Origin of the sequence: Alcaligenes sp. Lyrl_28 (genome assembly GCF_051948705.1) — a bacterium.
GTDB classification, from domain to species: Bacteria; Pseudomonadota; Gammaproteobacteria; order Burkholderiales; family Burkholderiaceae_B; genus Alcaligenes; species Alcaligenes ammonioxydans.
In genome coordinates this window covers 129,517-156,384 of the sequence record NZ_JAYJLG010000001.1, presented here as the reverse complement: position 1 = coordinate 156,384, position 26,868 = coordinate 129,517, and the positions used below count along the sequence as shown (strand labels likewise).

The following is a 26,868-nucleotide window of genomic DNA, read 5'->3' as shown; positions in this document are numbered from 1 at the left end:
GGCTACTATTGTTTGCCTGAATACGGTTTATAGGAAGTCAAAGACTGTTATGAGCAAAATCTATCATAATCCGCGCTGCAGCACTTCGCGCAATGCCCTGGTCCTGATGCGAGAAAAAGGACGGGAGCCCGAGATCATTGAATACCTGAAAACCCCCTTGTCGCGCAGCGAACTCAAAGCGCTGATTGCGGCCACGGGTCTGACGGTGCGTGAGGCCATGCGTAGCAAAGAAGCGATTTACAGCGAGTTGAATCTGGACAATCCGGATTTAAGCGACGAGGAGTTGCTCGCTGCCCTGGAAGCCAACCCCATTTTGCTGAATCGTCCCATTGTGGTGACGGAAAAAGGGACGCGTCTGGCGCGTCCCCTGGAAGTGGTGCAGGAAATCCTGTAACTGGATTTCCTGCAACGGCGGGCAGGTCTGGATCAGGGCGCGATGGCCTCCAGGGCGATACGGATGGTGACCTCATCACCGACATGGGGCACATTGGCAGCCATGCCAAAGTCGCTGCGCTTGATCTCGATCTTGCCATCCGCACCCAGGGCGGGTTTATTCAACATCGGGTGCTTGGACATGGTCAGGAACGACTCAATGTTCATGGTAACGGGCTTGGTAATGCCCTTGATGGTCAGATCGCCTTTGGCGGACACAGGCTTGTCGCCGTCGAATTGAATTTCCTTGGATACGAACGTGGCTTCAGGGAACTGGGCCGTATCAAAGTAATCCTTGCCTTGAATGTGTTCATCGAACAGGGGAAAGCCGGTGCTGACCGAACGGGTGTCGACTTTCATGTCGATGCTGCCGGTTTTGGCTTGCTGATCCAGGGTAACCGTGCCTTGTGCTTTGTCGAAACGCTGGTTTTGAGTGCTCAGGCCCAGGTGCTTGTAGCTGAAGTGTACAAAGGTGTGGCTGGGCTCAACCTGATAGCTCACCGGCGCGGCTTGAGCGGCAAAGACAAGGAGGAAGCTGGCGGACAGAGCAATCACTGGTTTGATCATGAGGGTGTAATCCTTGCTGATGCGGGTAGAAAAGAGGAATGAGGGCTGATGCGTCGTTTTACCGGGCATCAATCTTGAAATTGACGGTGATCTCGTTGGCCACGATGTCGTAACTGGACCAGGAGCCTTCACCGATCGAGAAGTCGCCACGCTTAATGTCAAAAGCGCCGCTGAACGTAGCTTTATCGCCTTCGGGTGCCATGGTTGCCATGACAGTAACGGGCTGTTCACGGCCTTTGATCTGCAGCGTGCCTTGCACTTCATATTGCTGGGCGCTGACGGCACGGAAACGCTTGGAGCTGAAAACGGCCTGGGGATGCGCGTCAATGTCGAACCAGCGTACGTCCTGCAATTCGTCATCGGCTTCTTCCGAGCCGGTATCCACGCTATCCAGTGCCACTTTCAACACCACCTTGGACTGATCCAGGGCGTCGGGGTTGAAGTTCAGCTCGCCTTCAAACTTGCGAAATTGGCCATCCAGCTTCACGCCCATTTGCGAATACTGAAAGCCGATTTCGCTATTTTGGGCATCCAGCGTCTGGTAGTTCTTGGCATTGGCCGCCAGACTGAGACTGAGACCCAAGGAGCCGGCCAGAAGGGACACGAAGACAGATTTTTTCATGATTTGGCTTTGCCTAAAGTAAAGGTGATGCGGCCGAGCAAGCCGTCACGGTCAATGAACTGATGCTTGAGGGCCGCCAGAACGTGCAGGCTGACCATGGCAATCAGGGCGTAATTCAAAAAGATGTGTACTTGGACCAGCAACTCTCCCAAAGGTTTGTCTTTGGAGACCAGATCGGGCAGGGGGATCACGCCAAACCAGACCGTCTGGAATCCTTTGGCCGAGCTCATCAGCCAGCCGGTCAGAGGGATGGCCAGCATCAACAGATACAGGAGGGCATGGCCGCTATGCGCCAGCGCCCGGCTCCAGAAAGACATGCTGGCGGGCAAGGCAGGGGGGCGGTGCAACAAACGCCAGATCAGGCGCAGCACCAGCAGTAGCAGCAGGGTGATGCCAGCCCACTTGTGCCAGGAATAGACTTGCAGTTTCAGGGGGGACAGCGGCAAGGTTTTCATGGTGTGGCCCACGATGACCAAGGCAGTCAGCGCCAATGCCATGATCCAGTGCAAGATGCGGGCGATGCGGGTGTAACGGGGCTGATCCTCTGGGACAGAAGTGTTGCTCATTGATAATGCCTTTCATTTACGAAGCCTGGAAACTTTAACCTGTTTGTAAGCTTCCTAAAAGACCAGATTTTGCAATGCAGTAATGCAAATTTGAGGGTAGTCGCGCTGCGACCTTGCTATCGGCGTCTTTTCTTGTCAGCGTGTGACAAGGCTGTTAGGGTGGTGCGAGCGCGGGATACACTCGATTTTTCAGCTCGCGAGCAAGGAAGTATCTATGTGGAAGACAGCGTTGGTCGTTGGGGCAGCCGCCTTGTTGGCAGGGTGTCAGGACTCCAGGCAGGCCAATGAGGAAAATTTCAGCACAGCTATCCAGTCTTATCTGGATAGCCGGGATGGTTTATGTGTCGGTGTGCCGGGACGAAGTTATCCTTACCAGGCTGAGCATGACTCGCCCCTGATCGTGGAGGATCGGGCTCGTCTGGCGGCCTTGGCCTCGGTGGGGCTCGTGCGTCAGGTGGGGACAGAGCAGGCACCGCGCTACGAATTGACGCCTCAGGCCGATACCTATTTGCGACGTGCAGGCTCCGAGCCGTCCCAGGGCGAGCGTGATGCCTTTTGTACGGGCCGTCTGGTTCTCAAACGCATCAACTACTTCACAGAGCCGGCCAGTGCAGGCGGATTTACCGTCAGCCAAGTTAACTATGTTTATCATCTGGCTGATGCCGCGCCGTGGATTACGGATGGAGCCGTTCTGGATGCCTACGAGGACCTGCGTGCACTGACAGCACCAGAAGTTCAAGGGCAGGCACGGTTGATTCTGACCAATAAGGGTTGGGTACACCAAAATCTCTTTCGTTAAGTCAGGCGGTCTGGCTGCCGTCTGTCTTGCCTGGGGGGCGGCGCGCCGGACTTGAACAACCAAGACCAGGGGAGGGCACCGATGGCAGTACCGCAAAACAAACAGGAGTTACTGCAGGCTATCTCTAGTAGCTATCAACAACTCAGGGCAGAGTTGCTGACGGTTCCTGAGGAGCGATGCCGCGAGCGCAGCCTGCAAGGGCATGTCAAAGGAACACAGATGAGCGTGTCGGATCTGGTGGCTTATTTAATCGGTTGGAACGAACTGGTATTGAAGTGGAGTCACGCCAAAGCCCGGGGGGAAGCGGTCGATTTTCCCGAACGTGGTTTCAAATGGAACGAGCTGGGGGCCTTGGCACAGAAGTTCTACGCGGATTATGCCGATCTTTCTTATTCGGAACTGCTTACCCGTCTCCAGGATGTCTATGGCCGGATTGTGGAGCTGGTCGGACACTGTACCGACCAGGCCTTGTACGGTGCCCCTTGGTACAAGACCTACTCACAGGGGCGCATGATTCAGTTTAATACGGCCTCGCCGTATGCCAATGCGCGAAATCGGCTGCGCCAATGGAAGAAAGCAAATTCACTGGCCTGAGCCGGCCATATTGCACGCTGCTCCCTGGGGGCTTATCATAAAATGCAATTAACGGAAAAGACGGGCACGCCATGAAAAAAAGGTCTACACGCGAAGAAGGGCAGTTTGACCTGCCACTATTGGGCGTAAAAGCCGCCGACATTTCGGCGGAAGCCTTGTTTGATACTTGGCTGCAGCATCAGCGTCCCCCCATGGCAGCCAGTACGCAACGAGTGTATCGAACCTTATGGCGGCGCTTTTTGCAGGCCCTTCATGAGCATCAAAAACAGTACACGCAGATTCAGCCCACGGATATTCGTGACTTTTTGAGCAATCTGGACGATGTGCGCCGACCTCAGCGCGAACGCTATCAACAAGTCATCGCCCGCGCCTACGAGGAACTGTGTCGTCAGGATGGTCGCTCCGAAAACCCCGCTCTGGCGCCAGCCATCAACGATCCCTTCAAGGAAAGCTGGCGGCAAGCGCCCGACAATCAGGCCACTCAATTTCTGTCGGTCGAACAATGTCGGGCGACGATCAAGTCATTGCGTCATCGGCGCCGCGTTCTGGAGCTGGCCACTGATATGACGGTCGCCACCCGGTGGCGCGAATATCGGGACATGACGATTGTGGCGGTGATGCTGGCGACGGGTCTGCGTCCGGTGGAGTTGGAACAGCTGCATCCCTCGGCCATCAGAGCCACCCAAGTGGGGGTTGACCCCCTTTCTGACGGGCAGGCCGATGAGGACGAGGGCATGGCCCTCTGGCGCGATGGCTCCCTGCTCATCAGTCTCTCGGGCGTGGCAAAGCGCGATGTCAGGGTGCCCGTATGGTGTGATGAGATGTTGCGTAGCTGGTTGATCTTCAGTGGCCTTCAAGACGCTGGAGCCTGGGTGAAAGAGAGTCGCGTCTTTCCGGGCAGCCGTCAGATCAGCGCGGCTCGTCCCCAGGCGCAGATGAATCCGGCCACCCTGGCGCGTATCGTCAGTAAATGGGGCATCAAGCAGATGGATTTGTTGATGACGCCACAACGCTTGCGCAACACCTTTGGTGCTGGCCTGATTGAACGCGGCTTTTCTCTGCCTGAAATTGAAGAGGTGATGGGTTACGCCCCGGGCGCGGCCAGCGCCTGGCGTCTGCAGGCTGCCTGGCTGGCTTGGTTGCAGGCGCAAAAAGTGGTGGCGACCTCATTAACGAGGCCCAGTACGCAATCAGACTGAAGGGCTAGTCATGGTTTGTTCGCTTCCAAGGGGCATAATTTCAAATCCATTAAGCCGGTTTTTTGACCAAGGAGTTTGAATTGACATCCACACCTGTTTTTCGTCGGGCGCTTGCAACCGATCTTGAGGCGATCGTCACCATGTTGGCCGACGACATTTTGGGCCAAAAACGCGAAGATACACGCTTGCCCCTAGCCCGGTCCTACCTGGATGCCTTTGCCGCCATAGAGGCAGATCCCAATCAGTATCTGGCCGTGGTGGAACTGGATGGTCGTGTGGTGGGTACGTTGCAGATCAGCTATATGCCGGGACTCTCTCACCAAGGCGCATGGCGGGGCGAGATCGAGTCTGTTCGTATTGCCAGCTCGGCCCGTGGTTCCGGCCTGGGCCGTTTGATGATCCAGTGGGCCGTCGAGCAGTGCCGTCAGCGCCAATGTCGTATTGTGCAGTTGACTTCCGATATGGCCCGAACGGATGCACATCGGTTTTATGAACAGCTGGGCTTTACGGCCAGCCACAAGGGTTTCAAGCTGACTCTGTAAACCTGTCTTGTTGAGGCAGTTTGCCAGGGAGCGCGGTGCGAACAAGAACGATAAAGACCGCTCAGACAGCAAGGAGTTTTTTCGAATTCAAGAACAAGCGCTCGAGCCTGTCTGTAGGCAGAATAAGGCGCAACCGAGGTGTTATGGTTTTTTGACGCTGAACCATTTCATTGAATATGGATTTTATCTATTCTTCGTTCAAAAAATATGTTCTCGTGTGTGCGCAAAAAAATCCGGCGTGACGCTGCCTGATGATGAACCCGGCGTTATTTCTAAAGGGCCTGATAATAAGGAATCAATGAAACTGAGTATTCTTGTTTGATTGACGTTTGACTCTTGCTCGATCTATCTTTCCTGTTGCTGCTTTCTATTCTTAATCACCATATAGTCAAAGACGGAATGGATTGACGCTGCAGTACATGTCTTAGACAGGGAGAGAGTCCGATGAGTGTCAAAGCGAAAACAAGGGAGATCGCCATTGAGCCCGGCCCGACCGGCGTGTTTCTGGGCTACAAGTCCGCTGGTGTCAGCGCCAATGACAAGCGCTATCGCAGCACGATCAAGTCTTATCCGGAAGGCAAAAAAGACGATTGGTCGGGTTTGTATGTGGCGGAGGATAGACTCACGGCAGAAGGGTATTTACCGGACGCTTTACCGCCGGATGGTACCGGCGAAGCCTATATCAATCTGATTTATATAGAGACCTCAACCGTTAACAATTTCGCAGGTAAGGGGAAAAAAACCCATTTTGTTGATATTGCCGGTAATGAAATCGCAGACCCTGAAATTCCGCAATCAGAAAAATCAAAATTGGTCAGGGAAGCATTAAGTGAAATTGGTATAAAAATTCCAGATGACAAACCGCTGATTCAGAGTCTAGGACTGCAAGGTTTCATCTATCGAGGGCCGCATACCGCCAGTGAAGAGGAAATTATCATCCCTTTCAATTTTATTAATGGAATACGGGCGATTTCCTTGGCTAATTTTCAGACTTTCAAATTCAGAGATCATATGCCGGTAGGAAGTCCGGTACTGAACCCTGCACTTGGCATTCGCAACCCCGATGCCTCCATGCGATCCAATGCGGCGCTACCCTTAGCGCCTTGAGAAAACAGCCCCAGAAATAACCGGTTCCCGTCTTATCCAACCTTCCCGCCCCCAGACTCCTTGATGATGTCAAGTGGCACCGTTGTCTAGCACATCCGCTTTGCGGGAGCTGCAGCCAAGCTGCGGGTGTAAACGGCTGAGCGTTTACCAAGTGTTTATTGAATCGTCTCAAACGGTGAAACAGCAACAATAAGATTTGGACGGTCATTAAACGTGACATTTCTACACTAGGTTCATCAGTAGCAGATCGCCGTTTTTCCGGTGATCCGACTCAGGGAGCACGTAGAGATGTTGGACAAGCAGCTAGGCGTACGGGCCATCAATGAAACACTCACTCATGGGCACATGCCGCGTGACGGTGAGACATTTGCGTCGCTTCAGGCTGAAGTCGGAAAGCGTGTGGACATGCATGCCGCTACGCCGGTGGACTGGTCACTGGTCGCCTCTCTGGCAACTCAGGTACTGGATAAAGAGGGCAAGGATTTGAGTGCCGGGGTGTGGTTGTGCGCAGCCTGGTTGCATGAGTACGGTACGCGTGGTCTGGCAGCTGGACTGCAGGTGATCCGCGATCTGCATACGGTGTACTGGGACGTCATGAGTCCGCCTGCGGCACGCATTCGTGGCCGGCGCAATCAGGTGCAATGGCTGCTGGACGAATGTGACGCAGTATTGTCCGAGCCCGATTGGGACACAGAGGGATTGGATTCGCAGCAACGCGACGAGGTTCTTGCCCTGTGTGATGAGCTGGATGCGTTCTGGCAGGCTAAAGACGATGAACCGCCGGCGTGGTGGCGTTTAGGCAAGCGTCTGGGAGAGTTGTTGCCGACCGCCCAGAGCGAGGCCCCTGATGCACAGACTTCGTCTGAAACGCCTGTTCCTGATTTCCCGCGTTCTGAACCGGCTCAGGACGAGCCTGCGGTAGCGACCCAGACGGCCGCCCCGGTACGTGTAGCCAAAGAAGTCGCTCAGCCTGTGCACTCTGAGGTGGCGCCTGATTCCGTGAGCGACAAGGCCCTTGCCATCGCTGCTGCAACGCTAAGCGACGTGGTCGCGGCCGAGCGCTATGTAGAGCAAAGCGTCGCGACGATCCAGGAGTCTTTGCTGACTCTGGACGATGCACTATTGGCTACGGCCTGGCTGCTGCGGTTGAACCGGCAAAGCGCCTGGCTGTTTCTGGATACCTTGCCGCATGCCCAGGAAGGGGTGACGCGTGTTGCTCCGCCGCCTGTCGCGGACTTGGCAGTGCTGGAGCGCCTGAGCGAAGCCCAGGACCCGGCGGCGATATTGCGCTTTGCAGAGTCGCGCCTGGGACGCATGCGTTTCTGGCTGGATTTGAACCGCCTGTCCTATCAGGCGGCGCAGGCTTTGCCTCAGGGACAGCCCGGTGCGCAAACCATTCTGATCGAAACGCAAGCGATCTTGCAGCGTTTACCGGGGCTGGAGCGCTTGGCTTTTAGCGATGGGCGTCCCTTTGCCGATGAGCAGACGCGTGCGTGGCTGACCGCGTCCGGGACGCGGGTGACTGAGCCTGCACCGGCCGCTGGCCATGCCGAACCGCCTACAGAGACGGCGCGGGACGGTGAAGGATTGGATGTGTTTGGCCTGACCTCTCTGGTCATGGCGGCTGGAGCCGAGGCCGAAGCTGCGCGACGCTTGCTGGATGGAGCGTTGGCGCGGTTAAAGACGGGTGGCGAGCAACTGATGCGCGCCCGATGAAAGAACAGACCCCGATTTTCTAAACAGGAGAAACCGACATGGCTGCTGATGGTTCCGTCGCCCCCAAAGAGCGCGTCAATATTGTGTACAAACCCGCCACGGGTGATGCCCAGGAGCAGGTGGAGCTGCCGTTTCGCCAGTTAGTGCTGGGCGACTTTACCTTGCGCGAAGACAGTACGCCCCTGGATGCGCGTACGCCGGTCAGCGTGGACAAGGATACGTTCAACGACGTGCTCAAGGCCCAGAATCTGTCGCTGACCTTGCTGGTGCAGGACAAGCTCAATGAGCAGGCCGGGCCGGACGATCAACTGACTGTGGACCTGCGGTTTGAGTCCATGCGCGACTTTCAGCCCGATGCGCTGGTCGATCAGGTGCCCGAACTGCGCCAGTTGATTGCCTTGCGCGACGCACTCAAGGCATTGAAAGGGCCACTGGGCAATCTGCCTGATTTTCGCAAGCGTCTGCAGGGACTGGTACAGGACGAAGGCACGCGTCAGCGTCTGCTGGCTGAGTTGGGCGTACAGGACAAGCAAGGGGAATAAACATGACTGCAAACACACCGGAACAGCAGGCTCAGACTGCGCAAGGCGCCCAGGAAGGCGGCTCGCTGCTCGATGAGCTGATTGAATCGACTCGCCTGCGTCCTGATGATGAGGCCTATGCCATTACCCGCCAGGGGCTGGAAGCCTTTGTAGCCGAGCTGCTTGAGCCAGGTCGCCAAAGCGAGAAGATCAGCCAGGGCCTGATCGATGAAATGATCGCCAATCTGGATCGCAAACTGTGCCGTCAGGTGGACCAGATTTTGCACCATGCCGATTTCCAACGTCTGGAGTCGGCCTGGACAGGGCTGAAATTTCTGGTCGATCGCACGGATTTTCGTGAGAACAACAAGCTGGCCATTCTGAATGTGTCCAAGCAGGCGCTGCTGGAAGACTTTGAGGATGCCACCGATATCACCCGCTCGGGCTTGTATACCGCTGTCTACACGGCGGAATTCGGACAGTTCGGTGGTCAGCCGTTTGGTTCGATCATCGGCAATTACGAATTTGGTCCCGGCACCCAGGACATCAAGCTGCTGCAGTCCTTGGCCAGCGTGTCGGCCATGGCGCACGCGCCCTTCATTGCATCGGCCGGACCGCAGTTTTTTGGCGTGGACAATTACTCGGCACTGCCCAATCTGAAAGATCTGAGTGCGGTTTTTGAAGGCCCGCAATTTACCAAGTGGAATTCATTTCGTCAGTCCGATGACGCCCGCTTCGTGGGCCTGACCTTGCCGCATTTTCTGCTGCGCGTGCCTTATGGCGAGGACACGGTACCGGCCAAGACCTTCAATTACAACGAAGATGTGTCGGGCGGCAATCAGAACTTTCTGTGGGGCAATGCGGCCTTTGCGTTTGCAGACCGACTGGCCGACAGCTTTGCACGTTATCGCTGGTGCGCCAACATCATCGGTCCGCAAGGCGGCGGGGCGGTCGAGGATCTGCCTATTTACAACTACGAGGCCATGGGCGAGACCCAGACCAAGATCCCGACCGAAGTGCTGATCTCCGAACGACGCGAATTCGAGTTGGCCGAACAAGGCTTTATCGCCCTGACCATGCGCAAGAACACGGACAATGCGGCCTTCTTTTCGGCCAATTCCTCGCAAAAGCCCAAGTTCTTTGGCAACAACAAAGAAGGCAAGGTGGCCGAGACCAACTACAAGCTGGGCACGCAACTGCCTTACATCTATGTGGTGAGCCGTCTGGCGCACTACATCAAGGTGATCCAGCGCGAGAACATCGGCACCTGGAAAGAGCGCAATGACCTGGAAGCCGAACTGAACGAGTGGATTCGTCAGTACGTGGCCGATATGGATAACCCGAGCGCGGGTGTACGCAGCCGTCGGCCTTTGCGACAGGCCGAGGTGACCGTTTCGGATGTGGAAGGCGATCCAGGCTGGTACCGCGTGGGCTTGAAAGTGCGTCCGCACTTCAAGTACATGGGCGCATCGTTCACCTTGTCGCTGGTGGGCAAGCTGGACAAAAACTGAGTTTGAGGGCGGGCGATCCTGCTGACACAGGATCGCCGCCTTGAGGCACCGGCGCGACGCCAGCCAGACGTCGTGGTGTACCCGGTATTGGCAACTACTGCTTAAGTCATCACACAGTCAGTTAACAACAGGAGTAATTTACCATGCCTATGCCATGCTATCTCACGCTTGAAGGCGAAACCCAGGGCAAGATCGAAGGGTCCTGCGAAGTTCAGGGTCACAGCGGCAAGATTCTGATCCAGGCCGTCGATCATCGTATTGAACTGCCCAAGAGCCCCCAGACGGGCCTGCCCTCGGGCAAGCGCCAGCACCTGGGTATTACCTTGACCAAGGAAATCGACAAGTCCTCGCCCAAGATCTTCCAGGCACAGTGCTCGGGCGAACAACTGAGCAAAGTCGAGCTGGAGTTTTACCGTATTAGCCCCAAGGGCACGGAAGAAAAGTACTACACGATTCGCCTGGAAAAGGCCGTCGTCACCAGCTCGCGCACCTGGGTCCCTAACTGCCTGGCTCCCGAGAACCGCCAGTTCGGCCACATGGAAGACATCGCCCTGACCTACGAAAAAATCGTCTGGACCTGGGAGCCGGACGGCATCGAGGCCGAAGACTCCTGGCTCACACCAAAGTAAGAGGGAAAAGGGATGCGCGAGTTGCGTCTGCTGGAGCGCATTGCTGCGCTGGAGACGGGACAGATCCAGACCCAGGCCACGCGTGCCCAGGTGCTGGTGGTCTCGATACGCGAGCATCTGCAGCGCATCCTCAATACCCGGCGCGGCAGCGTGCCACTGGACCCGGAGTTCGGGGTGCCGGATTTCACCAATCTGGCCGGCTCCTTTAGCAGCGGGTCCACGCGCGAGATCATCGACAGTATCACCCGCATGATCGAACGCTACGAGCCGCGCCTGAAAGCGCCCAAAGTGCAGGTCAGCGAGCAGGGCAGTGAAGTGCTGTCCTTGAGCTTTTCGCTCGAAGGTCTGGTGCAGGTAGACGACCACGAGCTGCCAATACGGCTGGCTACGTCAATCTCCTCGTCTGGCCGGGTGTCGTTGCAAGCGCAATGACAAACGTGTTGGCCATTGCGTGTGCTCCAGGGAAATGGGAATGTTGAATCGATACTACGAACAGGAACTGCATAATCTGCGCTCCTTGGCCGCGGAGTTTGGGCGTCGCAATCCCGCTCTGGCCCCCTTGCTGGGCAGTGCGGCCGCGGTCGATGCGGATGTAGAGCGTCTGCTCGAAGGTGTGGCCTTCATGACGGGGCTTGTGCGCCAGCGTCTGGACGACGATTTTCCTGAGTTTGTGCAAAGTCTGGCGCAACTGATGTTTCCGCAGTTCCTGCGGCCGGTGCCGTGCATGACCATCATGCAGTACAGTCCGCGCAGCGTGACCGGTGAAACCTTGCAGGTGCCGGTCGGTACGACTTTTTCCTCTTCCGGCGAGCGCGGTGAACGCGCGGTATTCAATGCGATTTATCCGGTCGCTGTTGAGCCTTTGCGTCTGGAACACGCCTATTGGGATGCAGGTCAGCGCGCCAGTCAGGTGCCGGCGCTGGTGCTGGAACTGGCTCTGACAGGCTTGGATGCCGCTCAATGGGAAGGGAACTCGTTACGGCTGTGGCTGGGCGGCAGCGAGACGGTGGCCAGCGGCTTGTTTCGAATTCTTATGCGTGACACGCGCGCCATCTATGTCGGCTCGCCCCAAGGCAGCATGGTGCGGCTGGAGCCGGCGTGTCTGCGTCCGTTTGGCTTTGACCCCGCCTATCCTTTATTACCCTGGCCGGCAGGCGCGCATCCGGCCTGGCGCATTTTGCATGAATATTTTGCCCTGCCTGAAAAGCTGCGTTTTCTGGAACTAAAGGGACTGGAGCGCTGGCGTGCCCGCCAGGGGACGCGGCTGGTGTTGCGTTTTGAGTTTGACCGTCTGCCCGACTGGGCTCCTGAGGTCAGTGTGGACAATTTTGTCTTGCATGCGAGCCCGGCCGTCAACTTGTACCCCCTGGATGGCCAGCCCTTGTACGTGGATCACCGGCAGCCGGAATATCGTATCCGGCCAGTCACGGGGCGTCAGGGTGCTCAGATTTACAGTGTGGACCGGGTGGACCTACGCAGTGCGGATGGGCTGGAACAAGGCTATCAGCCGGCCAGCGACTGTGTGCCGGGCGCCCAGTCCTATCACATTCGCGTACGTGCCTCGGCACTGGGCTCGGGTTGTGAGCATTATTTAAGCTTGCCAGGCGCTGGGCTGGCGCAAGACGGTGAGCAGGTCCTGTCCTTGCGCCTGAGCTGCACAGACGGCAGCGGGCCGGATGATCTGCGCCTGGGCGAGATCTGCGAGGCGACCGACCGGTCGCCGGTGCGGGTGACCTTCTCCAACATCACCGGGGTCACCTCCTATCGCGAACCCTATCTGGCGCAGGATTTGCTCTGGCGCGTGCTCTCGCACATGCAGGCCAATCAGATGGCGCTGTCCAGCGCCGAGAGTCTGCGCAAATTGCTGTTGCTGTATCTGCCCGAGCAACGCGGGGAGTCCGGGCAGCGGGCCGCCGGATTGCGCCAGATCGAATCTATTCAGCAGGTGCAGGTGCAAAGCCAGCGGCGCATGGTGCGCGGCATGCCTGTGCAGGGCAGTACGGTTCGCATCGAGTGCGCAGGAGATCATTTCTCAGGTCCCGGCAGCCTGTATCTGTTCGGTTCTGTCTTGAACGAATTTTTGTCCGGCTGCGCCACGATGAATACCTTCATCGCCTTGACGCTGCATGACACGGTCCATGGGGAGACGCTGCAATGGCCAGCGCAAATCGGTCAGCAACGCCTGTTGTAGAGGCTGGGCTGCTGCAGGATTTGCAGGCCCAGGCCCCCCAATACAGCTTTTTCCAGGCGGCGCGTTTGCTGCGCCAGCATCTGGGCGACGATGCGGCCTTGCGCGAGCGCGTGCGTATTCGGCCGGCACTGACATTGGCATTCCCCGAGTCGGATCTGGCCAAGGTCGAACGCGGTGTCGATGGCCGTTTTCATATTGAAGCCAATTTCTTTGGCTTGTATGGGGTGACCTCGCCGCTGCCCACGTTTTATACCGAGGACCTGATTCAAGAGGCGATGCAGGGATATTCGGCCCGCCGCGACTTTATCGACATTGTGCATGCGGCGCTTTATCCGCTGCTGTATCAGGCTTGGGAAAAGTATCGCATCTGGCTGGCTGTGCACGAGCGTCGTGACGGCCAGCGCCTGCGCCAGCTATATGCCCTGGTAGGGCTGCGTGAGACGCCTGAGCGCCAGGATGATGCGCAGGCGCTCCTGCCTTTTGCCGGCAATCTGGGCATGAAGTCACGTTCCGCCTTGGGTTTGCAAAGCCTGTTGGCAGGTTTGTTGGGGGGCTTGCCGGTGCGGGTCCACCCCTGTGCACCGCGCTTTGTCCGCATTGCCCCGGTCTATCGCAGCCGCTTGGGCGGACAGGCCTGTAGTTTGGGTGAGGACAGTGTGCTGGGCGAACAGGTGCTCGATTGCGCCGGCAATGCCGATATCGAAATTGGCCCTTTGCAGGCCGAGTTGTTTCACGACTTATTGCCGGGTGCGCCCTTGTTTGATCGGGTCAGCCGCACCGTGGCCTGGTATTTACAGGCTCCGCTGCAGTGTGAGCTGCAGTTGTGGCTGGAGCCGCAGCAGCGCCAGGGGGCCTGTCTGGGCCGGGGTTGGCAGCGGCTGGGATGCAATACATGGCTGGGCCAAGGCCGTAGCCGCGTACTGGCCGAGCGGCCGGTGCGTTTCGGCTTGAATCTTTTTACTGCGGAGAACGATGATCATGATGCTCGTTGACTTAAAGCCTTTGTTTGCCAGGCTCAATCCCTTGTGCACAGCGGCCGTGGAGTCTGCCGCAGGCCTGACCCTGGCACGGGGGCATTATGAAATCAGCATTGAGCACCTGTTGCATCGCCTGCTGAGCGAGACGGGCAGCGATCTGGCACACATTCTGGCCCAGAGCCAGATTGATAGCCTGCGACTGGCCGCCCAATTGGAGGATGCACTGGCACGCTTCAAAAGCGGCAATCCGGGGCGCCCGGTGTTCTCGCCCATGCTGACGGAGTGCTTGCAAGATAGCTGGCTGGTCGCCTCGGTCAATCTGGGGGCCCGCCATGTGCGTAGTGGTGCCGTGTTGCTGGCCTTGTTGATGCGGCTGGGTTATTACGCCGCAGGTACACCGTGGGGCGAGAGTTTGCGTGCCCTCTCCAGTGAGCAATTGCACAAGCAGTTTGCCGCCTGGACCGGGGCGTCGGCTGAGCAGGCTTACGAGCCGCTCGACGCGTCCAAGGGGGCACCGCCCACGGCGACCTCGGCCGCTGATAGCGCACTGGCGCGGTTTTGCGAAGATTACACCGCCAAGGCGGCGCGCGGTGAGATAGATCCGGTATTCGGGCGTGACGATGAGATCCGCCAGATGATCGACATTCTGGCGCGTCGTCGCAAGAACAACCCCATTTGCGTGGGTGAACCCGGCGTGGGCAAGACAGCGGTGGTCGAGGGGCTGGCCTTGCGCATCGAGCAAGGCGATGTGCCGGAGTTTTTACGCGGTACCCGCTTGCTGGGCCTGGACCTGGGGCTGCTGGAGGCCGGGGCGAGCGTCAAGGGGGAGTTTGAGCAACGGCTACGTGGTGTGATTGATGCCATCAAGGCCTCACCGCAGCCCATTATCTTGTTTGTCGACGAGGCGCATATGCTGATTGGCGCCGGTGGCGCCAGCGGTGGCAGCGATGCCGCCAATCTGCTCAAACCGGCCTTGGCGCGTGGTGAGCTGCGCACCATTGCCGCGACCACCTGGGCCGAGTACAAGAAGTATTTCGAGCGCGATCCGGCCCTGACGCGGCGGTTTCAATTGATTCGACTGGACGAGCCTGACAGTGCCACGGCGGTGCAGATACTGCGTGGGCTCAAGAGCCGCTACGAGGCGGTGCATGGTGTGAGCGTGCGCGACGATGCCTTGCAGGCTGCAGCCACCTTGTCGGAGCGCTACATCACGGGTCGACAGTTGCCGGACAAGGCTGTGGATTTATTGGATACGGCAGCAGCCCGCGTGCGTATCAGTCTAGGAGTCAAGCCTGCCGGGGTGGAGCGGATAGAACGTCGTCTGGCGGGTTTGGCCCGCGAGCGTGAGGCCCTGGAACGCGATCAGGCGCACGGTCATCGTATCGAGGCGGCGCGTCTTGAGCAGATCGATGCACACGTGCAGCAGGACCAACAGGATCTGGATGCGCTGGTCGAACGCTGGCAGGCCGAACGGGCAGCTGCCGAGCAGGTCCTGGATTTGCGGCAGCGTCTGGCCCGCTTGCAGGCAGACCCCGACAAGGCCGGACCTGAACACGGTGATGCGGCGGTGGAACCGGACTTGTCGCCCGAGGATTTGACCCAGGCGTTGAGCCAGGCGCGCGAGCAATTGTGCCGCCTGCAGGGCGATGCCCCTCTCTTGTTTACGGAGGTCGGGCCCGATACGGTCGCGCAGGTGGTCTCGGACTGGACCGGCGTGCCACTGGGCAAGATGCAGCGCGATGGGGCCAGTGCCGTGCAGGGCCTGGCGGGGCAGTTGTGTCAGCGCATCCGGGGTCAGGATGAGGCCCTCGCGCAGATAGCCCAGGTGCTTAAGGCGGCGCAGTCCGGCTTGCGCGATCCGCGCCAGCCGCTGGGCGTGTTTCTGTTGGTCGGTCCTTCGGGGGTGGGCAAGACAGAAACAGCGCTGGCGGTGGCCGATGAGATGTTCGGCGGTGAGCAGGCGCTGACCACCATCAATATGAGCGAATTTCAGGAAAAACACACTGTCAGCCGGCTGGTCGGCTCACCTCCCGGCTACGTGGGCTATGGCGAAGGCGGCGTGCTGACCGAGGCTGTCAGAAAACGGCCCTACAGTGTGGTGCTGCTGGACGAGGTGGAAAAGGCTCATCTGGATGTGGTCAATCTGTTTTATCAGGTGTTTGACAAAGGCTCGCTGGCCGATGGCGAAGGTCGGCTGATCGACTTTTCCAATACGGTCATTTTCCTGACCAGCAATCTGGCCACCGACATCGTGACGGCCGCCCGGGCCGAGACCCCCCCGCCGCAGACTGATGAACTGGCCGAGCGTATCCGCCCGACACTGTCGCAGCATTTCAAGCCGGCTCTGCTGGCGCGCATGACGGTGGTGCCCTACGGCACGCTGTCGGATGAGGCTTTGGCGCAGATTGTGCAGATAAAACTGGCTCGCATCGTGCAGCGCTTGCAAGTTAGCAATGGGTTGAGTCTGGAATTTACCCCCGCAGTTGCTCAGGCCATTGCGGCGCGTTGTACCGAGGTAGACAGTGGCGCGCGCAATATCGACTTTATTTTGCGCAAGAGCCTGTTGCCGGCGCTGTCTGACCGGGTGTTGGCCTGGATGGCCGACGGTGATGGCTCGACCGCCTTGAGTGTAGATGTGGGCCCGCAGGCATCGCAGCCCTGGGTGATACGGATGGGGAGCTAAGGCATGCTCAATGACTACGATACCGAACAGGCCTTGGCCAGCTTCCGTTGTGGCCTGGCCGATCCTGACCTTTTTCTGGTGACGCGCTGGTCCGGCGAGGAGGCCGTGTCGCGGCCTTATCGTTTCGAGATCGAGCTGGCCTCCGCACGCGACGATATCGATCTGGAAGAACTGCTGGGAGCGCGTGCTACCTTGAGCGTGCTTGATGCGCAGGAGCGTTGGCTGCCCTGGCACGGCATTATTACCGAATTGCGGCAGACGCATCGTGATGATGGCTTTGCCCATTATCGAGCCGTGCTTGAGCCGCAAATGGCGCTGCTGCGCATGTTTCGCCTGTCGCGAGTCTATATGGAAGCCGATGCACAGGCAGGCGGTAAACCTGATCTGGGCACCATCATTCGCATGGTACTGGCGCAGTGCGGCCTGAGCCGGCAAGGCGAGCCAGCCCAGGATGCCGGCGCGCAGTATTGCCTGCGTTTGTCCTCCGACCTGTTGATGGCGACGCGCACTGCGTTTATTTGTCAGTTCGAGGAGAGCAGCCTGGACTTTCTCTCGCGGCGACTGGAGCACGAGGGCGTCTACTACTGGTTCGAACAGGGCGCAGACCATGAAATTCTGGTGTTTGGTCATGAGCGCACGGACCAGCCTCGGCAGGCTGTCCCCCTGTATTGGCGACCGGCCGGTGCCTTGAGCGGTGAACAGAATCGGATTGGGGTTTCGCGTTTCGATCATGCGCTGAGTGTGTCGCCGCGCTCGGTGGTGCTGCGGGATTTCTCGGTTAGCCAGCCTTCATTGAATCTGACCATGAAAGCGGCTATCGACCCGCAGGGGCAGCCGCCACAAGACAGGTTCGATGGCGTGGGAAGTGTGGAGATCTATGGGGCCCACTTCAGCAAGCAGGACGATGGCGAGCGCATGGCGAGCTTGCGTGCCGAAGAAATTGCCTGCCAGCGTAGTCGTTTTCAGGGTGTGGCTTTGGCGCCGGGAGTACGGGCCGGTTATCCCGTGCAGTTGCATGAGCATTTCCGCCACGATTTCAACCAGCGCTACTTTGTGATTGCGCTGCGCCACGAGGGGCGCCAGCCCTTGCCGCGCCAAAGTGGTGCGGCGGGGCATGAGCAGGTTTTTTATCAGGCTTCCTTGACGGTGCTGCCCGAGGTGCGTCAATTTCGCCCGGCGCGCGTCACTCCCAAGCCCCGTGTGGTTGGCTTCTTGAGCGCGATCGTCGTGGCCGAAGGCCAGGGCGAATATGCCCAGATCAACGAGCACGGTTGTTACCGCATACGCTTTTTGTTTGCCCCTGTCGATGCGAATCGCCCCGATGGTGGCAACTCCGCCTGGGTGCGCATGGCCACGCCGTATGCGGGCAGCCAGCATGGCATGAATTTTCCTTTGCTCAAGGGAACGGAGGTGCTGGTGTCGTTTCTGGGCGGCGACCCGGACCGGCCGGTGATTGTTTCGGCCATTCCAAACGAAGAAAATCCTAGCATTCGCAATCAGGATACGGCGACTCAGCCGGGCTTGCGCACGGCCGGTCAGAATGCTCTGGAGTTCGAGGACAGACTGGGCGCCCAGCATACGCGTTTGTCCTCGCCTACGCTGGGGAGCACTTTCCATCTGGGCGCGGACCCGGCCAGCCCCCATCGCTCGGGCGTGCGTCTGAGTACACAGGGGCATATGGGCCTGCTGGGACGCTCGTTCATTCAACAAGTGCCTGGTGTTTACCACCTGGAAGTGGGCAACAAGGGCAATGTTGATACCGATCCCGAACCGCGCGAACGCCTAAAGCAGGCACAGAATCAGGCCATGGCCGACTTTCTGGAAGAGGAGGCCAGCTTGCCGACGGCTACCGCGCCCGTGCAGATGAAAGCCCTGGAGGCCAAACGGGCGCTGTTGGCGCAGATGTTGGCCCAACTGCAAAAGAATGCGCAGGCCACGGCAGGCGGGCAGCCTGATCTGGATGGGGCCTTAAAGCAGTTGCAAGCCCTGCTGGCCAAACTAGATAGCGCTTTGGACAGGCTCGAGCAAGGCAAGTCCGTATCTGAGGAACCCAAAAAAGAAGGGGAGGCAGCGGGCGAGGATACCGGAGACAAGAAGGATACGACGGAGGCAAAGAAGGAAAAAACGTCCAGCGAAAAGTTCAAAGAACTGATGGATGAGATCAATCAATCGGCCAAGAAGGTCAAGGAAGGGACCGATGGCTGGGTTGATCTGTCCTACCTCAAGGCACCGGAAAAGGTGCTGGATATTTCGCTGCTGAATGTCAATCCCATCAAGATATCCACGTCGCTGGGCGCGGAAGTCAGTGCCTCAGCCTCGCTCAAAAGCAGCATTACCGTGGGCTATAGCGTGGGGATCAAGTATAGCGGCTCCAAGGAGCTGGATCTGCGCGACTACACCAAAGTCGAGTTGAGCGATCAGAGCCGCATTACCAAAGGCGATGAGAAGAAGATCATCCTGGGGGCCGAGAAACGGGTGGTGCGCAGTCAAAGCACCAAGGTGGTGGATATGGAGGGCACCTATGGCAAGCAGTCCATTACGGTGGCCAATGCCTACTCGCTGACCAGCCGCACAATCAAGTATGTCGTGGGAACCGGAGGAATCGATACGCTGGTCGCTGGCAATGCCACCGTAACTGGAGCGCCCACGTCTTTGCTGTCCTGGGAAGTCCTGATCTCCAAGATCAAGATCAGCAAGGCTCAGGTCGTGATTAAAGCGGGTAATGCCGGTGTGATTTTGGAATCCATGTCCATGACGGGGCAGCTCAAGGTGAAAGACACGGTGGTTTACATGAAGGCTCCCATGATTGATGTGGCCGGCCAGAACGTACGCATCAATGGCACGGCCTCGGTCAATATCAAGGCCAACGGCATTGTGAAGCTCAATTAGGAACATTGCCCCTATGGATATCGACAAACCCGATGATGTGCTGCTGATGCAGGCCTACCATGCCCAGGCAGGGCAAGCGCGCTGGGTGGTGACCTTGGGCTATGTCTGGCAAGCGGGCGGATGCCTGCCCGAAGCCCAGGCCTGGCCGTGGTTGCTGGCGCATTTTCCGGATGAGGCCTTTGATGCGGGTTTGAAAAAGACACGGGGCAGTTATGGCGTAGCGGGACAGGCCTGGGCGCCCCCTGGGCAGCACACGACGGCCATGGCGGTCCAGGTCCAATTGGGCCACTTGCAAAAAACCCTCCATGTGCATGGCACGCGTCGCTGGCAACACACGCTGGCAGGTTGGCGTGCCAGTGCTGCCGAGCCGTTTCAGTCGCTGCCCTTGACCTTGCGCCAGGCGTATGGTGGCGCAGGCTACAACGAAAACCCATACGGTTGCGGGTGGTTGAAAGACCCGGAGCAGGCGCAGGGTGTCTTGCTGCCTCATACCGAACATCCGGATACGCCGGTGCTTTCGCCGGCTGACCGATGGGGGCCGGCGATATTGACGCGTCTGCCCGCTGGCGCTGGCTCACGCATGCGTTGGGTGGGGACGGTGGATGAACGCTGGGAGAAAGAGCGCTTTCCCTGGCTGCCTGATGATACTGATCCGCGATTGTTCGATGCTTTTCCTCAGGATCAGGTACGGGATGGTTACTGGCAAGGCACGGAGTCCTGGCGTGTGCAGGGGATGCATCCGCAACGACCGGAAGTGTCGGGCCGCCTGCCAGGCCTGCGCCCCCGTTTGCTGCTGCGCAGAAAAGGGAGTGAACGGATTGAGGAGGCGGTCCTTGATCTGGATACGGTGTGGCTGTTTCCTCAAGATGAACGTGTCCTGATGCTGTATCGGGCCAGCATCCCGGTCCAGCGTGCCGATGCGGCCGATGTTGCCGCTGCGGCAGTCTTTACCGAGTACGCGCACGAGCCGGCTGGCAGCCTGCCTGATCTGCAGGCACGTTGGACAGCGCTGCATGCAGCCGCTGGTGCGCAGGGTATGGCGCACGAAACACCGCAGGACAAAGAGATGGAGCCGTTGGGCGACCTGCCGCAGATGGCCGACGCGTCGCAGGCGGACCCGCAGATCCTGGCCCAGTTGCAGGACAGCCTGGAGCAAGGTCGAGCGCAGGGCAATGCCTGGATTGCGGATATGGAAGAACGTCTGGCTCCGTATAGCCCGGTTTCCTTGCCGCGCATTGCACCTTTGGCCGCTCTGGTTCTGAGCGAAAAGGCCGGGGATAGCGATCCGCTGCAAAGCATCGAACATGCCTTGCAACAGGGACAGGACCAGTTGCTGGCGCAGGTCAAGGACGTGGCCACGCGTCTGGAGCTGGATGAAAAGCCCTTGCTGGCGCTGGCGCAATTACCTCGCGCCCCCTCGACCTCCGGACCAGTGGACATGCTGGCCGAGATACGGGCTGCCAAGGCCGGTTGGGCCGATGTGCCGCCTTCCGCCTTTGATGCCTTGGAGGAGCAAGGGACCAGCCTGCACGCTGAGTTGGCCGAAATGGATCAGCGTCTGGACAGTCTGGCTGCCGAGCTGGCCGTGTTGCAGGCTGGGTTGGCTGCTCAAGGAGCACCGCAGCAGTTTATCGACACGCTGGAGCAGTTTCATGCCCACCGACAGGCGGGCCATAGCCTGCGCGGGTGTCATCTGATGGGGCTGGATCTGCGGGGTGTGGAGCTCGACGGAGCCGATCTGAGCGGCGCCGTGTTGGAAGCATGCATTTTGGCGGGCAAAAGGATCGATGCATTGAATCTGACCGGTGCTCGTTTACAGAACTGTGATTTGCAGGGCGTTGTTCTGAGCGCGGCCCGACTGGCTGCTGGGCAATGGGAAAACTGTTCGCTGGAAGGTGGCGGCTTTGCCCAGGCACAGGCCGAGCGCCTGGGAATGACGAGTTGCCGTCTGGCAGGCAGTAATTGGCATGCCGCACAGTTGGATGGCGCTGATCTGTCGCAATGCACGCTGGATCGGGCGTGTTTCTCGCAAGCGGTATTACGGGGCGCCACTTTTTCCGGCGCGCAGGGCCACGCTGTGGACTGGGTGGGCGCGCAGATGGCCGATGTGCGCTTGGACAGTGGCTGCATCTTGCGTGAGGCCGATATGCGGTCTGCCGATATGCGGGGGGCCAGTATGCAGGACAGTGACTTGGGCGGCAGCCGCTTCGACCAGGCTGATCTGAGCGATGCTTTTTTACAGATCTGCGATTTACGCGCTGCGACGGGCTGGCAGGTGCAAGCTGCACGAAGCATTTTCAAAGAAGTGAATTGGACAGGAGCGCGCTGGCCTGGCGCCAATTTTCTGGATGCGGCGTTTGATTACGCCTTGATTGACCAAACCGATTGGCGTGGAGCCAATCTGTACGGAGCGCAACTGGGCAGTGCCACAGTGCGTAGCGTGGACTTGGAAGGGGCGCTGCTAGGCCATTTGCCTGACTGGGCCCGACACACACAAGGAGGTAAATCACGATGAGTTTGAGTGCAGAGCAGTTGCTGGCCCTGATCGAGCAGGGCCCAATTCGAGATCTGGATTTGTCCGGCGGTCAATATAGTGGTTTGAAATTCGACGGTTTGCGGGCGGACGGATTGAACCTGCGCGGTGCCGATCTGAGCGCCTGTGATTTATCGGATGCGGTGCTGGTCGACTGCCAGTTCCAGGGGGCGCGCTTGAGCGGGGCCGCACTGAGCCGGGCGCACTTTGAGCGCTGCGATTTCAGCGGCGCGGATTTGAGCGCGGCCTCTTTGGACGATGGCTGGTGGCTGCAGTGCAATTTGAGCCAGGTGCAGGCTAGTCAGGCACTCATGCACGGCGTGACCTGGCAACACTGCGATCTGAGGGGCTTGCGCCTGCCCGAGCAAATCGGGCCGGCCTTATGGATGGATTGTGAGGCGGCTGGCTTGCAGGCGGTGGCCGCGCAGTGGTTTCAGGTTCAGGTGCGTCGCACCAGTCTGGCGCACGCGCATCTGGCACAAGGCCGTTTCGAACAATGTGCGTTTGAGCATTGTGATCTGGAGCGAGCCGACCTGTCGCAGATTGTGGCTCCGTTTCTGTCGCTGGCTTACAGCACGCTGGATGGAGCCTGCCTGGACGGGGCCCGTCTGGAGGGGGCCATATTCAATTATGCACGCTTGCCGCAGGCCAGTGCGCGCGGAGCTCATCTGGCTCAGGCCAGACTGGGGCATACGCATGCGCAGGGGCTCTGCCTGTCGGGCGCCTGTCTGGAATATGCCGATGTGAGCTATGCGCGTTTGCAAGGGGCTGATCTGAGCCGCGCGCAGGCCAAAGGCATGCGCGTACACGGAGCCGATCTGCATCAGGTGTGCTGGGATGGCTGTGACAAGCAAGACCTGCAGGGTGACGATATCCCCCGCCTGCAGGCCGAGCGCTGGCGTGCCGACGCGCGCTGGACTTTGTCGGCTCTATAAAAAGGAGATGCAGATGTCTTGTCTGAGTTCAGGTTCTGAGCAGCCGTCCATCGCGCAGGAGCCCTCGCAGGTCGCTCAGTGGCAAACCGTGCCGGCCAAAGTCTATGTCCAGGCCGGCCAGCGCTGGGGCGTGCTTGGCACGATGGGCAGTTGCTTTGCACCGCTGGCAGCCTCCTGCCTGTTGCAGCCACAAGTAGGCGATCTGGTCTTGCTGACGTTCGATGGGCGGCAGGCCTACATCCTGGCGGTGTTGGAGCGCTCCGGTCAGACGGCGCAGCTGCATCTGCCCGCTGATACCGTGGTGCGCAGTGCTGGCAGCGTCCGTGTCCAGACTGGCGGCGGTTTGCATTTTCAAGCGGCGCAGGCCGTGGTGCTGCAAGGGGCGGATGTGGCGCTACAGGCGGAACAGTATCTGTTACAGGCCCGGAACGTGCATCTGGCCGGACAGTCCCTGCACAGCTATTTTGCACAGCGGCAGGAGTATAGCGGCCAGCGTCAGCAGCACGATGGCCAGAGCCAGCTACATGCTGGTCAGCGCGTTACGCGTGTGGCGGGACACGATGACTATGCGGCTGCCTCTCAGCGGCTGGTCATCGAGCGGGATTGGCGTGTGCGGGCCCGCAGCGCTGAGCTGCGTGGCGCTCAACGTGTGGTCGTGGACGGCCAGCAGGTGCATCTGGGCTAGGCCCGGTATTGCCAAGGAGATTTTTATTTATGTTCATGCTCAACAATGGCGGGGCGCAGGCCAATGCGATTCCCGATGTGTGCAAAGTGCCAAGTCCGGCCGGTCCCGTGCCTACGCCTTTTCCCAATCTGGCGACGACGCAGATGGCCCAGCCCTCGGGCTTGGTGCGCAATGTGCTGGTGGTCAATATGCCTGCTTTGAATCAGGGCAGCAAAATCATGATGAGCAGCGGTGATGAGGTCGGCGCTGTCGGCGGCGTAGCCAGCAATCGAATCAAAGGCGAAGTGCAGTTCATGAACGGCAGCATGACGGTGATGGTGGGTGGCAAACCGGCTGTGCGCATGGGCTGCATGACGGGCCACAACGGCATGCCGGTCAATTCGGTCGGGACGGTGATCAGCCCTAGTCAAAGTACGGTGATGGTGGGGAGCTGAGGATGAGGCACAGTCATAGTGTCCGTACGGGTCGCTGCGCCGCGCTGGTCTTGCTGGCCGCACTGGTGTTGACCGGCTGCGGCATGTTCAAGACCAAGTCCAAGGACGAGGCCTTGAAGGATCTGCAGTGGGAGTACGAGCGTGATGCGCTGGTGCTGGAGGTTAATGCCGATCCACAGTTGAACACCTGGGGAGGGCAGGCGCATACGGTGCTGATGGTGGTGGCGCAGATGGTCGAACCCTCAGTGTTTGAGCCGTATTCAAGCAGGCCCGATCAGCTCTCCAGTCTGTTGATGGCCGATAGCGCGCCGACGGGTTTGCTCAGTCTGGATCGTATTTTTATCGAGCCGGGCGTCAAGCGGCGCATCCGGCTGGCACGCATGGACAAGGCCCGTTACGTCGCCGTCGCGCTGGGCTATCAGCACCTGGACCCCGCCCGCAGCACCCGTCTTTATCAGTTTGGCGCCAAGCTTGACAGCCATGGCCTGATGTTCCGTGAGTACGAGGCCCGGCCCGAGCCGTTGCGTATTCGTCTGCGGCTGGGCCCGCAAGCCATCATCGAGAGTCAGACTGATACTGTCATTCCGCCCCCGGCCACCTTGCCGGCAGCGGGCCCCTGGCCCGTCGGTCACCAACACCCATAGAGATTTCATGAGCGTTCATCCTTTGCAACCGATCTTCTGGCACCAGGGTCTGTTTTTGCAGCCCCAGCATTTCCAGCATAACGACAATCTGTTCTACCAGCGTCTGGCTTTATTCATGGCCCAGACTCAGCCGTACCCATGGGGTGTGCTGCAACTGGAGTTGGACGAGGCGGCATTGCAGACGCTGGATTTCAGGGTGCTGGCCTTAACAGCGCGGCTGCGCGACGGCAGTTTCATTCAGTATCCCGGCAATGCCGTGATTGAGTCGCGCGGTTTTGAACTGGCGGATCTGGCCACTGGCCGTACGGTGTACCTTGGACTGCGGCGCATGATGCCTGGCCAGGCCAATGTGAGTGTGGTTGACGATCCGGGCCAGGCTCAGACGGTGAGCACGCGCATGGTGGCGGCTGCCGATCCGGTCACGGTGGCGGATGATTATGCGCAGGGCCCTGAGGGGCAACTGGACTTGATGAATTACGTCTTGCGCGTGTTCTGGGACGAGGAATTGCCTCAGCTGGGTCATTATGAACTGCTGGCTGTGGCGCGGCTGGAGCAGGACGGCGATCAGGCGCGCTTGCAGCGCCAGTACATCCCCCCCAGCCTGAATTTGTCGGCCAGTCCCTGGCTGATCGAGACGATACGACGCATCCGCGACGAGCTGACCGGACGCGCACGGCAGCTGGAAGTCTTTAAACCTGGCGGCTTGGGCAGGACGGAGGATTTGGACGGTAACCACCTGAGCTTGCTGGTGGCTTTGCAGGTGCTCAATCGTTATGGCCCCATGCTCAATCATGTGCTGGAGGCTCCGCAGACGCATCCCTGGCAGGTCTACGGCTTGTTGCGGCAGTTGGTCGGCGAGCTGTCCACGTTCTCGGAACGCTACGACATGATGGGCGAGACCCGGGACGGCAAGGTGCTGGCCCCGCCGTATCAGCACGAAGATCTGGCAGCGGGGTTTCACGCCATGAGCACCCTGATCAGCGCCTTGCTCAATGAAATTGTTGCGGCTCCTGAATTGCTGATCCGTTTGCAGCCTGTTGGCGCCAGCGCAGGCTTGTACGAGGCTGAGCTGCCGGACGCGTTTTTTGCCGCTCGGCAACGCTATCACCTGGTGGCCTATGCCGGAGTCGAGCAGCAAGAGCGTTTGCAATCGCTGGCGGGCGACTTCAAGCTGTGTGCTCCCGATCAGGTTGAATTGATGGTGACCCATTCGCTGGGAGGGGTCGAGCTGCTCAAACTGGCCGAACCGCCACGCGGCATTCCTCGTCGTCCGGGAGCCTTGTACTGCTACATCGATCCCATGTCGCCGGGCTGGGCGGCACTGGAGCAGACACGCGCAGTGTCCTTGGTTGCGCTGGGCGCGCCCGAGAACCTGCAGATTGAACTGATTGTCAGCAAATGGTGAGCGCGATGCCCGTGATACAGGACAGTAGCCTGGCTTCTTTCTTTTTGACGGTCATGCGTCAGGCGCGTACTCACTTTTCTCAGGAAGCCGATTCAGCCCAAAGCGGTGCGGCGTTGATCGAGGCGCTGGATCAGGCCTGCGCGCGCGCCCGTGAGCGCGGCTATGAACAGGCCGAGGTCGGCGCCGCCCTGTTTGCCATTGTGGCCTGGATTGACGAGGCGGCCATGACCAGTCCCTGGCCCGGAGCCGGACACTGGCGTTTGACGCCGTTGCAGCGTCATTACTTTGCCACCACGCGCGCTGGCAGCGAGTTTTATCAACGGCTGCAGGCCCTGCCCGAGAATGCCACGCAGGTGCGTGAGGTGTACGGCCTGGTGCTGGTTGCCGGATTCCAGGGTGAATATGCGGCGCGCGCGCCCGGTGAGTTTGAGTCCTGGCGAGTGCAGTTGCTCGAGCAGATACGTCATGAGCAGGGCATGCCGGGTTTTGCGGCGGGACAGGCGCTGTTTCCGCAGTCGGGTACCGGACAGGCCACGCCCCCGCGGCCAGCCGGGCGATTGACGGGGCGGCCCAGTGGATACACGGTGACGCTGCTGCTGGCACCCTTGCTGCTGGTGCTGGTGCTGTATCTGTATCTGGATCACTCACTGGCCAATCTGGCCAGCGCTTTGTTGATGGACCATTGAT

The 26,868-nt window shown here is 59.2% G+C and carries 25 protein-coding genes; 22 read left to right on the top strand and 3 right to left on the bottom strand.

Annotation, left to right across the window (positions count from 1 at the left end; genetic code table 11):
- The first annotated feature begins 49 nt into the window (after positions 1-49).
- On the top strand, positions 50-394 hold the full coding sequence (gene arsC / locus VF694_RS00670) for an arsenate reductase (glutaredoxin) (protein WP_003799803.1): 345 nt from the start codon (positions 50-52) through the stop codon (positions 392-394).
- Between the two features lie 32 nt (positions 395-426).
- On the opposite strand, the gene VF694_RS00665 is transcribed toward arsC, so the two are convergent.
- The 3 genes from VF694_RS00665 to VF694_RS00655 are packed head-to-tail and all read right to left on the bottom strand — an operon-like array spanning position 427 to position 2,187.
- Complete coding sequence (locus tag VF694_RS00665) at positions 427-999, bottom strand: YceI family protein (protein WP_039942951.1); 573 nt, start codon at positions 997-999, stop codon at positions 427-429.
- A gap of 58 nt (positions 1,000-1,057) precedes the next feature.
- Positions 1,058-1,621, bottom strand: a complete 564-nt coding sequence (locus VF694_RS00660; protein WP_003799805.1) for a YceI family protein — start codon at positions 1,619-1,621, stop codon at positions 1,058-1,060.
- On the bottom strand, positions 1,618-2,187 hold the full coding sequence (locus tag VF694_RS00655; RefSeq protein ID WP_003799806.1) for a cytochrome b: 570 nt from the start codon (positions 2,185-2,187) through the stop codon (positions 1,618-1,620). The genes VF694_RS00660 and VF694_RS00655 overlap by 4 nt, the downstream gene beginning before the upstream one ends.
- Positions 2,188-2,401: 214 nt before the next feature.
- On the opposite strand from VF694_RS00655, the gene VF694_RS00650 reads away from it, so the two are divergent.
- From VF694_RS00650 to VF694_RS00550, 21 genes are all read left to right on the top strand, one after another.
- Positions 2,402-2,986 (top strand): hypothetical protein, encoded by a 585-nt coding sequence (locus tag VF694_RS00650; protein WP_003799807.1) that lies wholly within the window; start codon positions 2,402-2,404, stop codon positions 2,984-2,986.
- Positions 2,987-3,067: 81 nt separating this feature from the next.
- A complete protein-coding gene (locus VF694_RS00645) occupies positions 3,068-3,580 on the top strand; it encodes a ClbS/DfsB family four-helix bundle protein (protein WP_003799808.1) in 513 nt (170 codons plus the stop codon).
- Positions 3,581-3,651: 71 nt separating this feature from the next.
- On the top strand, positions 3,652-4,779 hold the full coding sequence (locus tag VF694_RS00640; RefSeq protein ID WP_240208665.1) for a site-specific integrase: 1,128 nt from the start codon (positions 3,652-3,654) through the stop codon (positions 4,777-4,779).
- A gap of 80 nt (positions 4,780-4,859) precedes the next feature.
- Positions 4,860-5,321: a GNAT family N-acetyltransferase gene (locus VF694_RS00635; protein WP_039942953.1), complete on the top strand. Its 462-nt coding sequence runs from the start codon at positions 4,860-4,862 to the stop codon at positions 5,319-5,321.
- Between the two features lie 444 nt (positions 5,322-5,765).
- Positions 5,766-6,428, top strand: coding sequence for a hypothetical protein (locus VF694_RS00630; RefSeq protein ID WP_440163524.1), 663 nt, complete (start codon positions 5,766-5,768; stop codon positions 6,426-6,428).
- 288 nt (positions 6,429-6,716) lie between these two features.
- Positions 6,717-8,144 carry a TssA family type VI secretion system protein gene (locus VF694_RS00625; protein WP_003799815.1) on the top strand — a complete coding sequence of 476 codons (1,428 nt, stop codon included), beginning with the start codon at positions 6,717-6,719 and terminating at the stop codon, positions 8,142-8,144.
- A 38-nt stretch (positions 8,145-8,182) separates the two neighbouring features.
- Complete coding sequence (tssB, locus tag VF694_RS00620) at positions 8,183-8,686, top strand: type VI secretion system contractile sheath small subunit (RefSeq protein ID WP_003799817.1); 504 nt, start codon at positions 8,183-8,185, stop codon at positions 8,684-8,686.
- A 2-nt stretch (positions 8,687-8,688) separates the two neighbouring features.
- A complete protein-coding gene (gene tssC / locus VF694_RS00615) occupies positions 8,689-10,176 on the top strand; it encodes a type VI secretion system contractile sheath large subunit (protein WP_003799819.1) in 1,488 nt (495 codons plus the stop codon).
- A gap of 143 nt (positions 10,177-10,319) precedes the next feature.
- Positions 10,320-10,805, top strand: a complete 486-nt coding sequence (locus VF694_RS00610) for an Hcp family type VI secretion system effector (protein ID WP_003799821.1) — start codon at positions 10,320-10,322, stop codon at positions 10,803-10,805.
- A gap of 12 nt (positions 10,806-10,817) precedes the next feature.
- A complete protein-coding gene (tssE, locus tag VF694_RS00605) occupies positions 10,818-11,237 on the top strand; it encodes a type VI secretion system baseplate subunit TssE (RefSeq protein WP_003799822.1) in 420 nt (139 codons plus the stop codon).
- A gap of 40 nt (positions 11,238-11,277) precedes the next feature.
- Positions 11,278-12,996, top strand: a complete 1,719-nt coding sequence (tssF, locus tag VF694_RS00600; RefSeq protein WP_094196780.1) for a type VI secretion system baseplate subunit TssF — start codon at positions 11,278-11,280, stop codon at positions 12,994-12,996.
- Entirely contained in the window at positions 12,960-13,988 is a 1,029-nt protein-coding gene (gene tssG, locus VF694_RS00595; RefSeq protein WP_336579486.1) for a type VI secretion system baseplate subunit TssG, read from the top strand. Before tssF ends, tssG begins: the two co-directional genes overlap by 37 nt.
- Positions 13,975-16,656 (top strand): type VI secretion system ATPase TssH, encoded by a 2,682-nt coding sequence (tssH, locus tag VF694_RS00590; protein WP_440163523.1) that lies wholly within the window; start codon positions 13,975-13,977, stop codon positions 16,654-16,656. The genes tssG and tssH overlap by 14 nt, the downstream gene beginning before the upstream one ends.
- 3 nt (positions 16,657-16,659) lie before the next feature.
- Positions 16,660-19,545 (top strand): type VI secretion system tip protein TssI/VgrG, encoded by a 2,886-nt coding sequence (tssI, locus tag VF694_RS00585; protein WP_059317612.1) that lies wholly within the window; start codon positions 16,660-16,662, stop codon positions 19,543-19,545.
- A gap of 13 nt (positions 19,546-19,558) precedes the next feature.
- Positions 19,559-22,060 (top strand): DUF2169 domain-containing protein, encoded by a 2,502-nt coding sequence (locus tag VF694_RS00580; RefSeq protein WP_440163522.1) that lies wholly within the window; start codon positions 19,559-19,561, stop codon positions 22,058-22,060.
- Positions 22,057-23,013 carry a pentapeptide repeat-containing protein gene (locus VF694_RS00575; protein WP_440163521.1) on the top strand — a complete coding sequence of 319 codons (957 nt, stop codon included), beginning with the start codon at positions 22,057-22,059 and terminating at the stop codon, positions 23,011-23,013. The genes VF694_RS00580 and VF694_RS00575 overlap by 4 nt, the downstream gene beginning before the upstream one ends.
- A 13-nt stretch (positions 23,014-23,026) precedes the next feature.
- Positions 23,027-23,698: a DUF3540 domain-containing protein gene (locus tag VF694_RS00570; RefSeq protein WP_003799836.1), complete on the top strand. Its 672-nt coding sequence runs from the start codon at positions 23,027-23,029 to the stop codon at positions 23,696-23,698.
- A gap of 29 nt (positions 23,699-23,727) precedes the next feature.
- Positions 23,728-24,132: a DUF4150 domain-containing protein gene (locus tag VF694_RS00565; protein ID WP_059317615.1), complete on the top strand. Its 405-nt coding sequence runs from the start codon at positions 23,728-23,730 to the stop codon at positions 24,130-24,132.
- 2 nt (positions 24,133-24,134) lie between these two features.
- Positions 24,135-24,776, top strand: a complete 642-nt coding sequence (gene tssJ / locus VF694_RS00560; RefSeq protein WP_059317616.1) for a type VI secretion system lipoprotein TssJ — start codon at positions 24,135-24,137, stop codon at positions 24,774-24,776.
- Between the two features lie 7 nt (positions 24,777-24,783).
- Positions 24,784-26,181: a type VI secretion system baseplate subunit TssK gene (gene tssK / locus VF694_RS00555; RefSeq protein ID WP_003799839.1), complete on the top strand. Its 1,398-nt coding sequence runs from the start codon at positions 24,784-24,786 to the stop codon at positions 26,179-26,181.
- A 5-nt stretch (positions 26,182-26,186) separates the two neighbouring features.
- A complete protein-coding gene (locus VF694_RS00550) occupies positions 26,187-26,867 on the top strand; it encodes a DotU family type IV/VI secretion system protein (RefSeq protein WP_081050039.1) in 681 nt (226 codons plus the stop codon).
- Position 26,868: the final 1 nt, after the last annotated feature.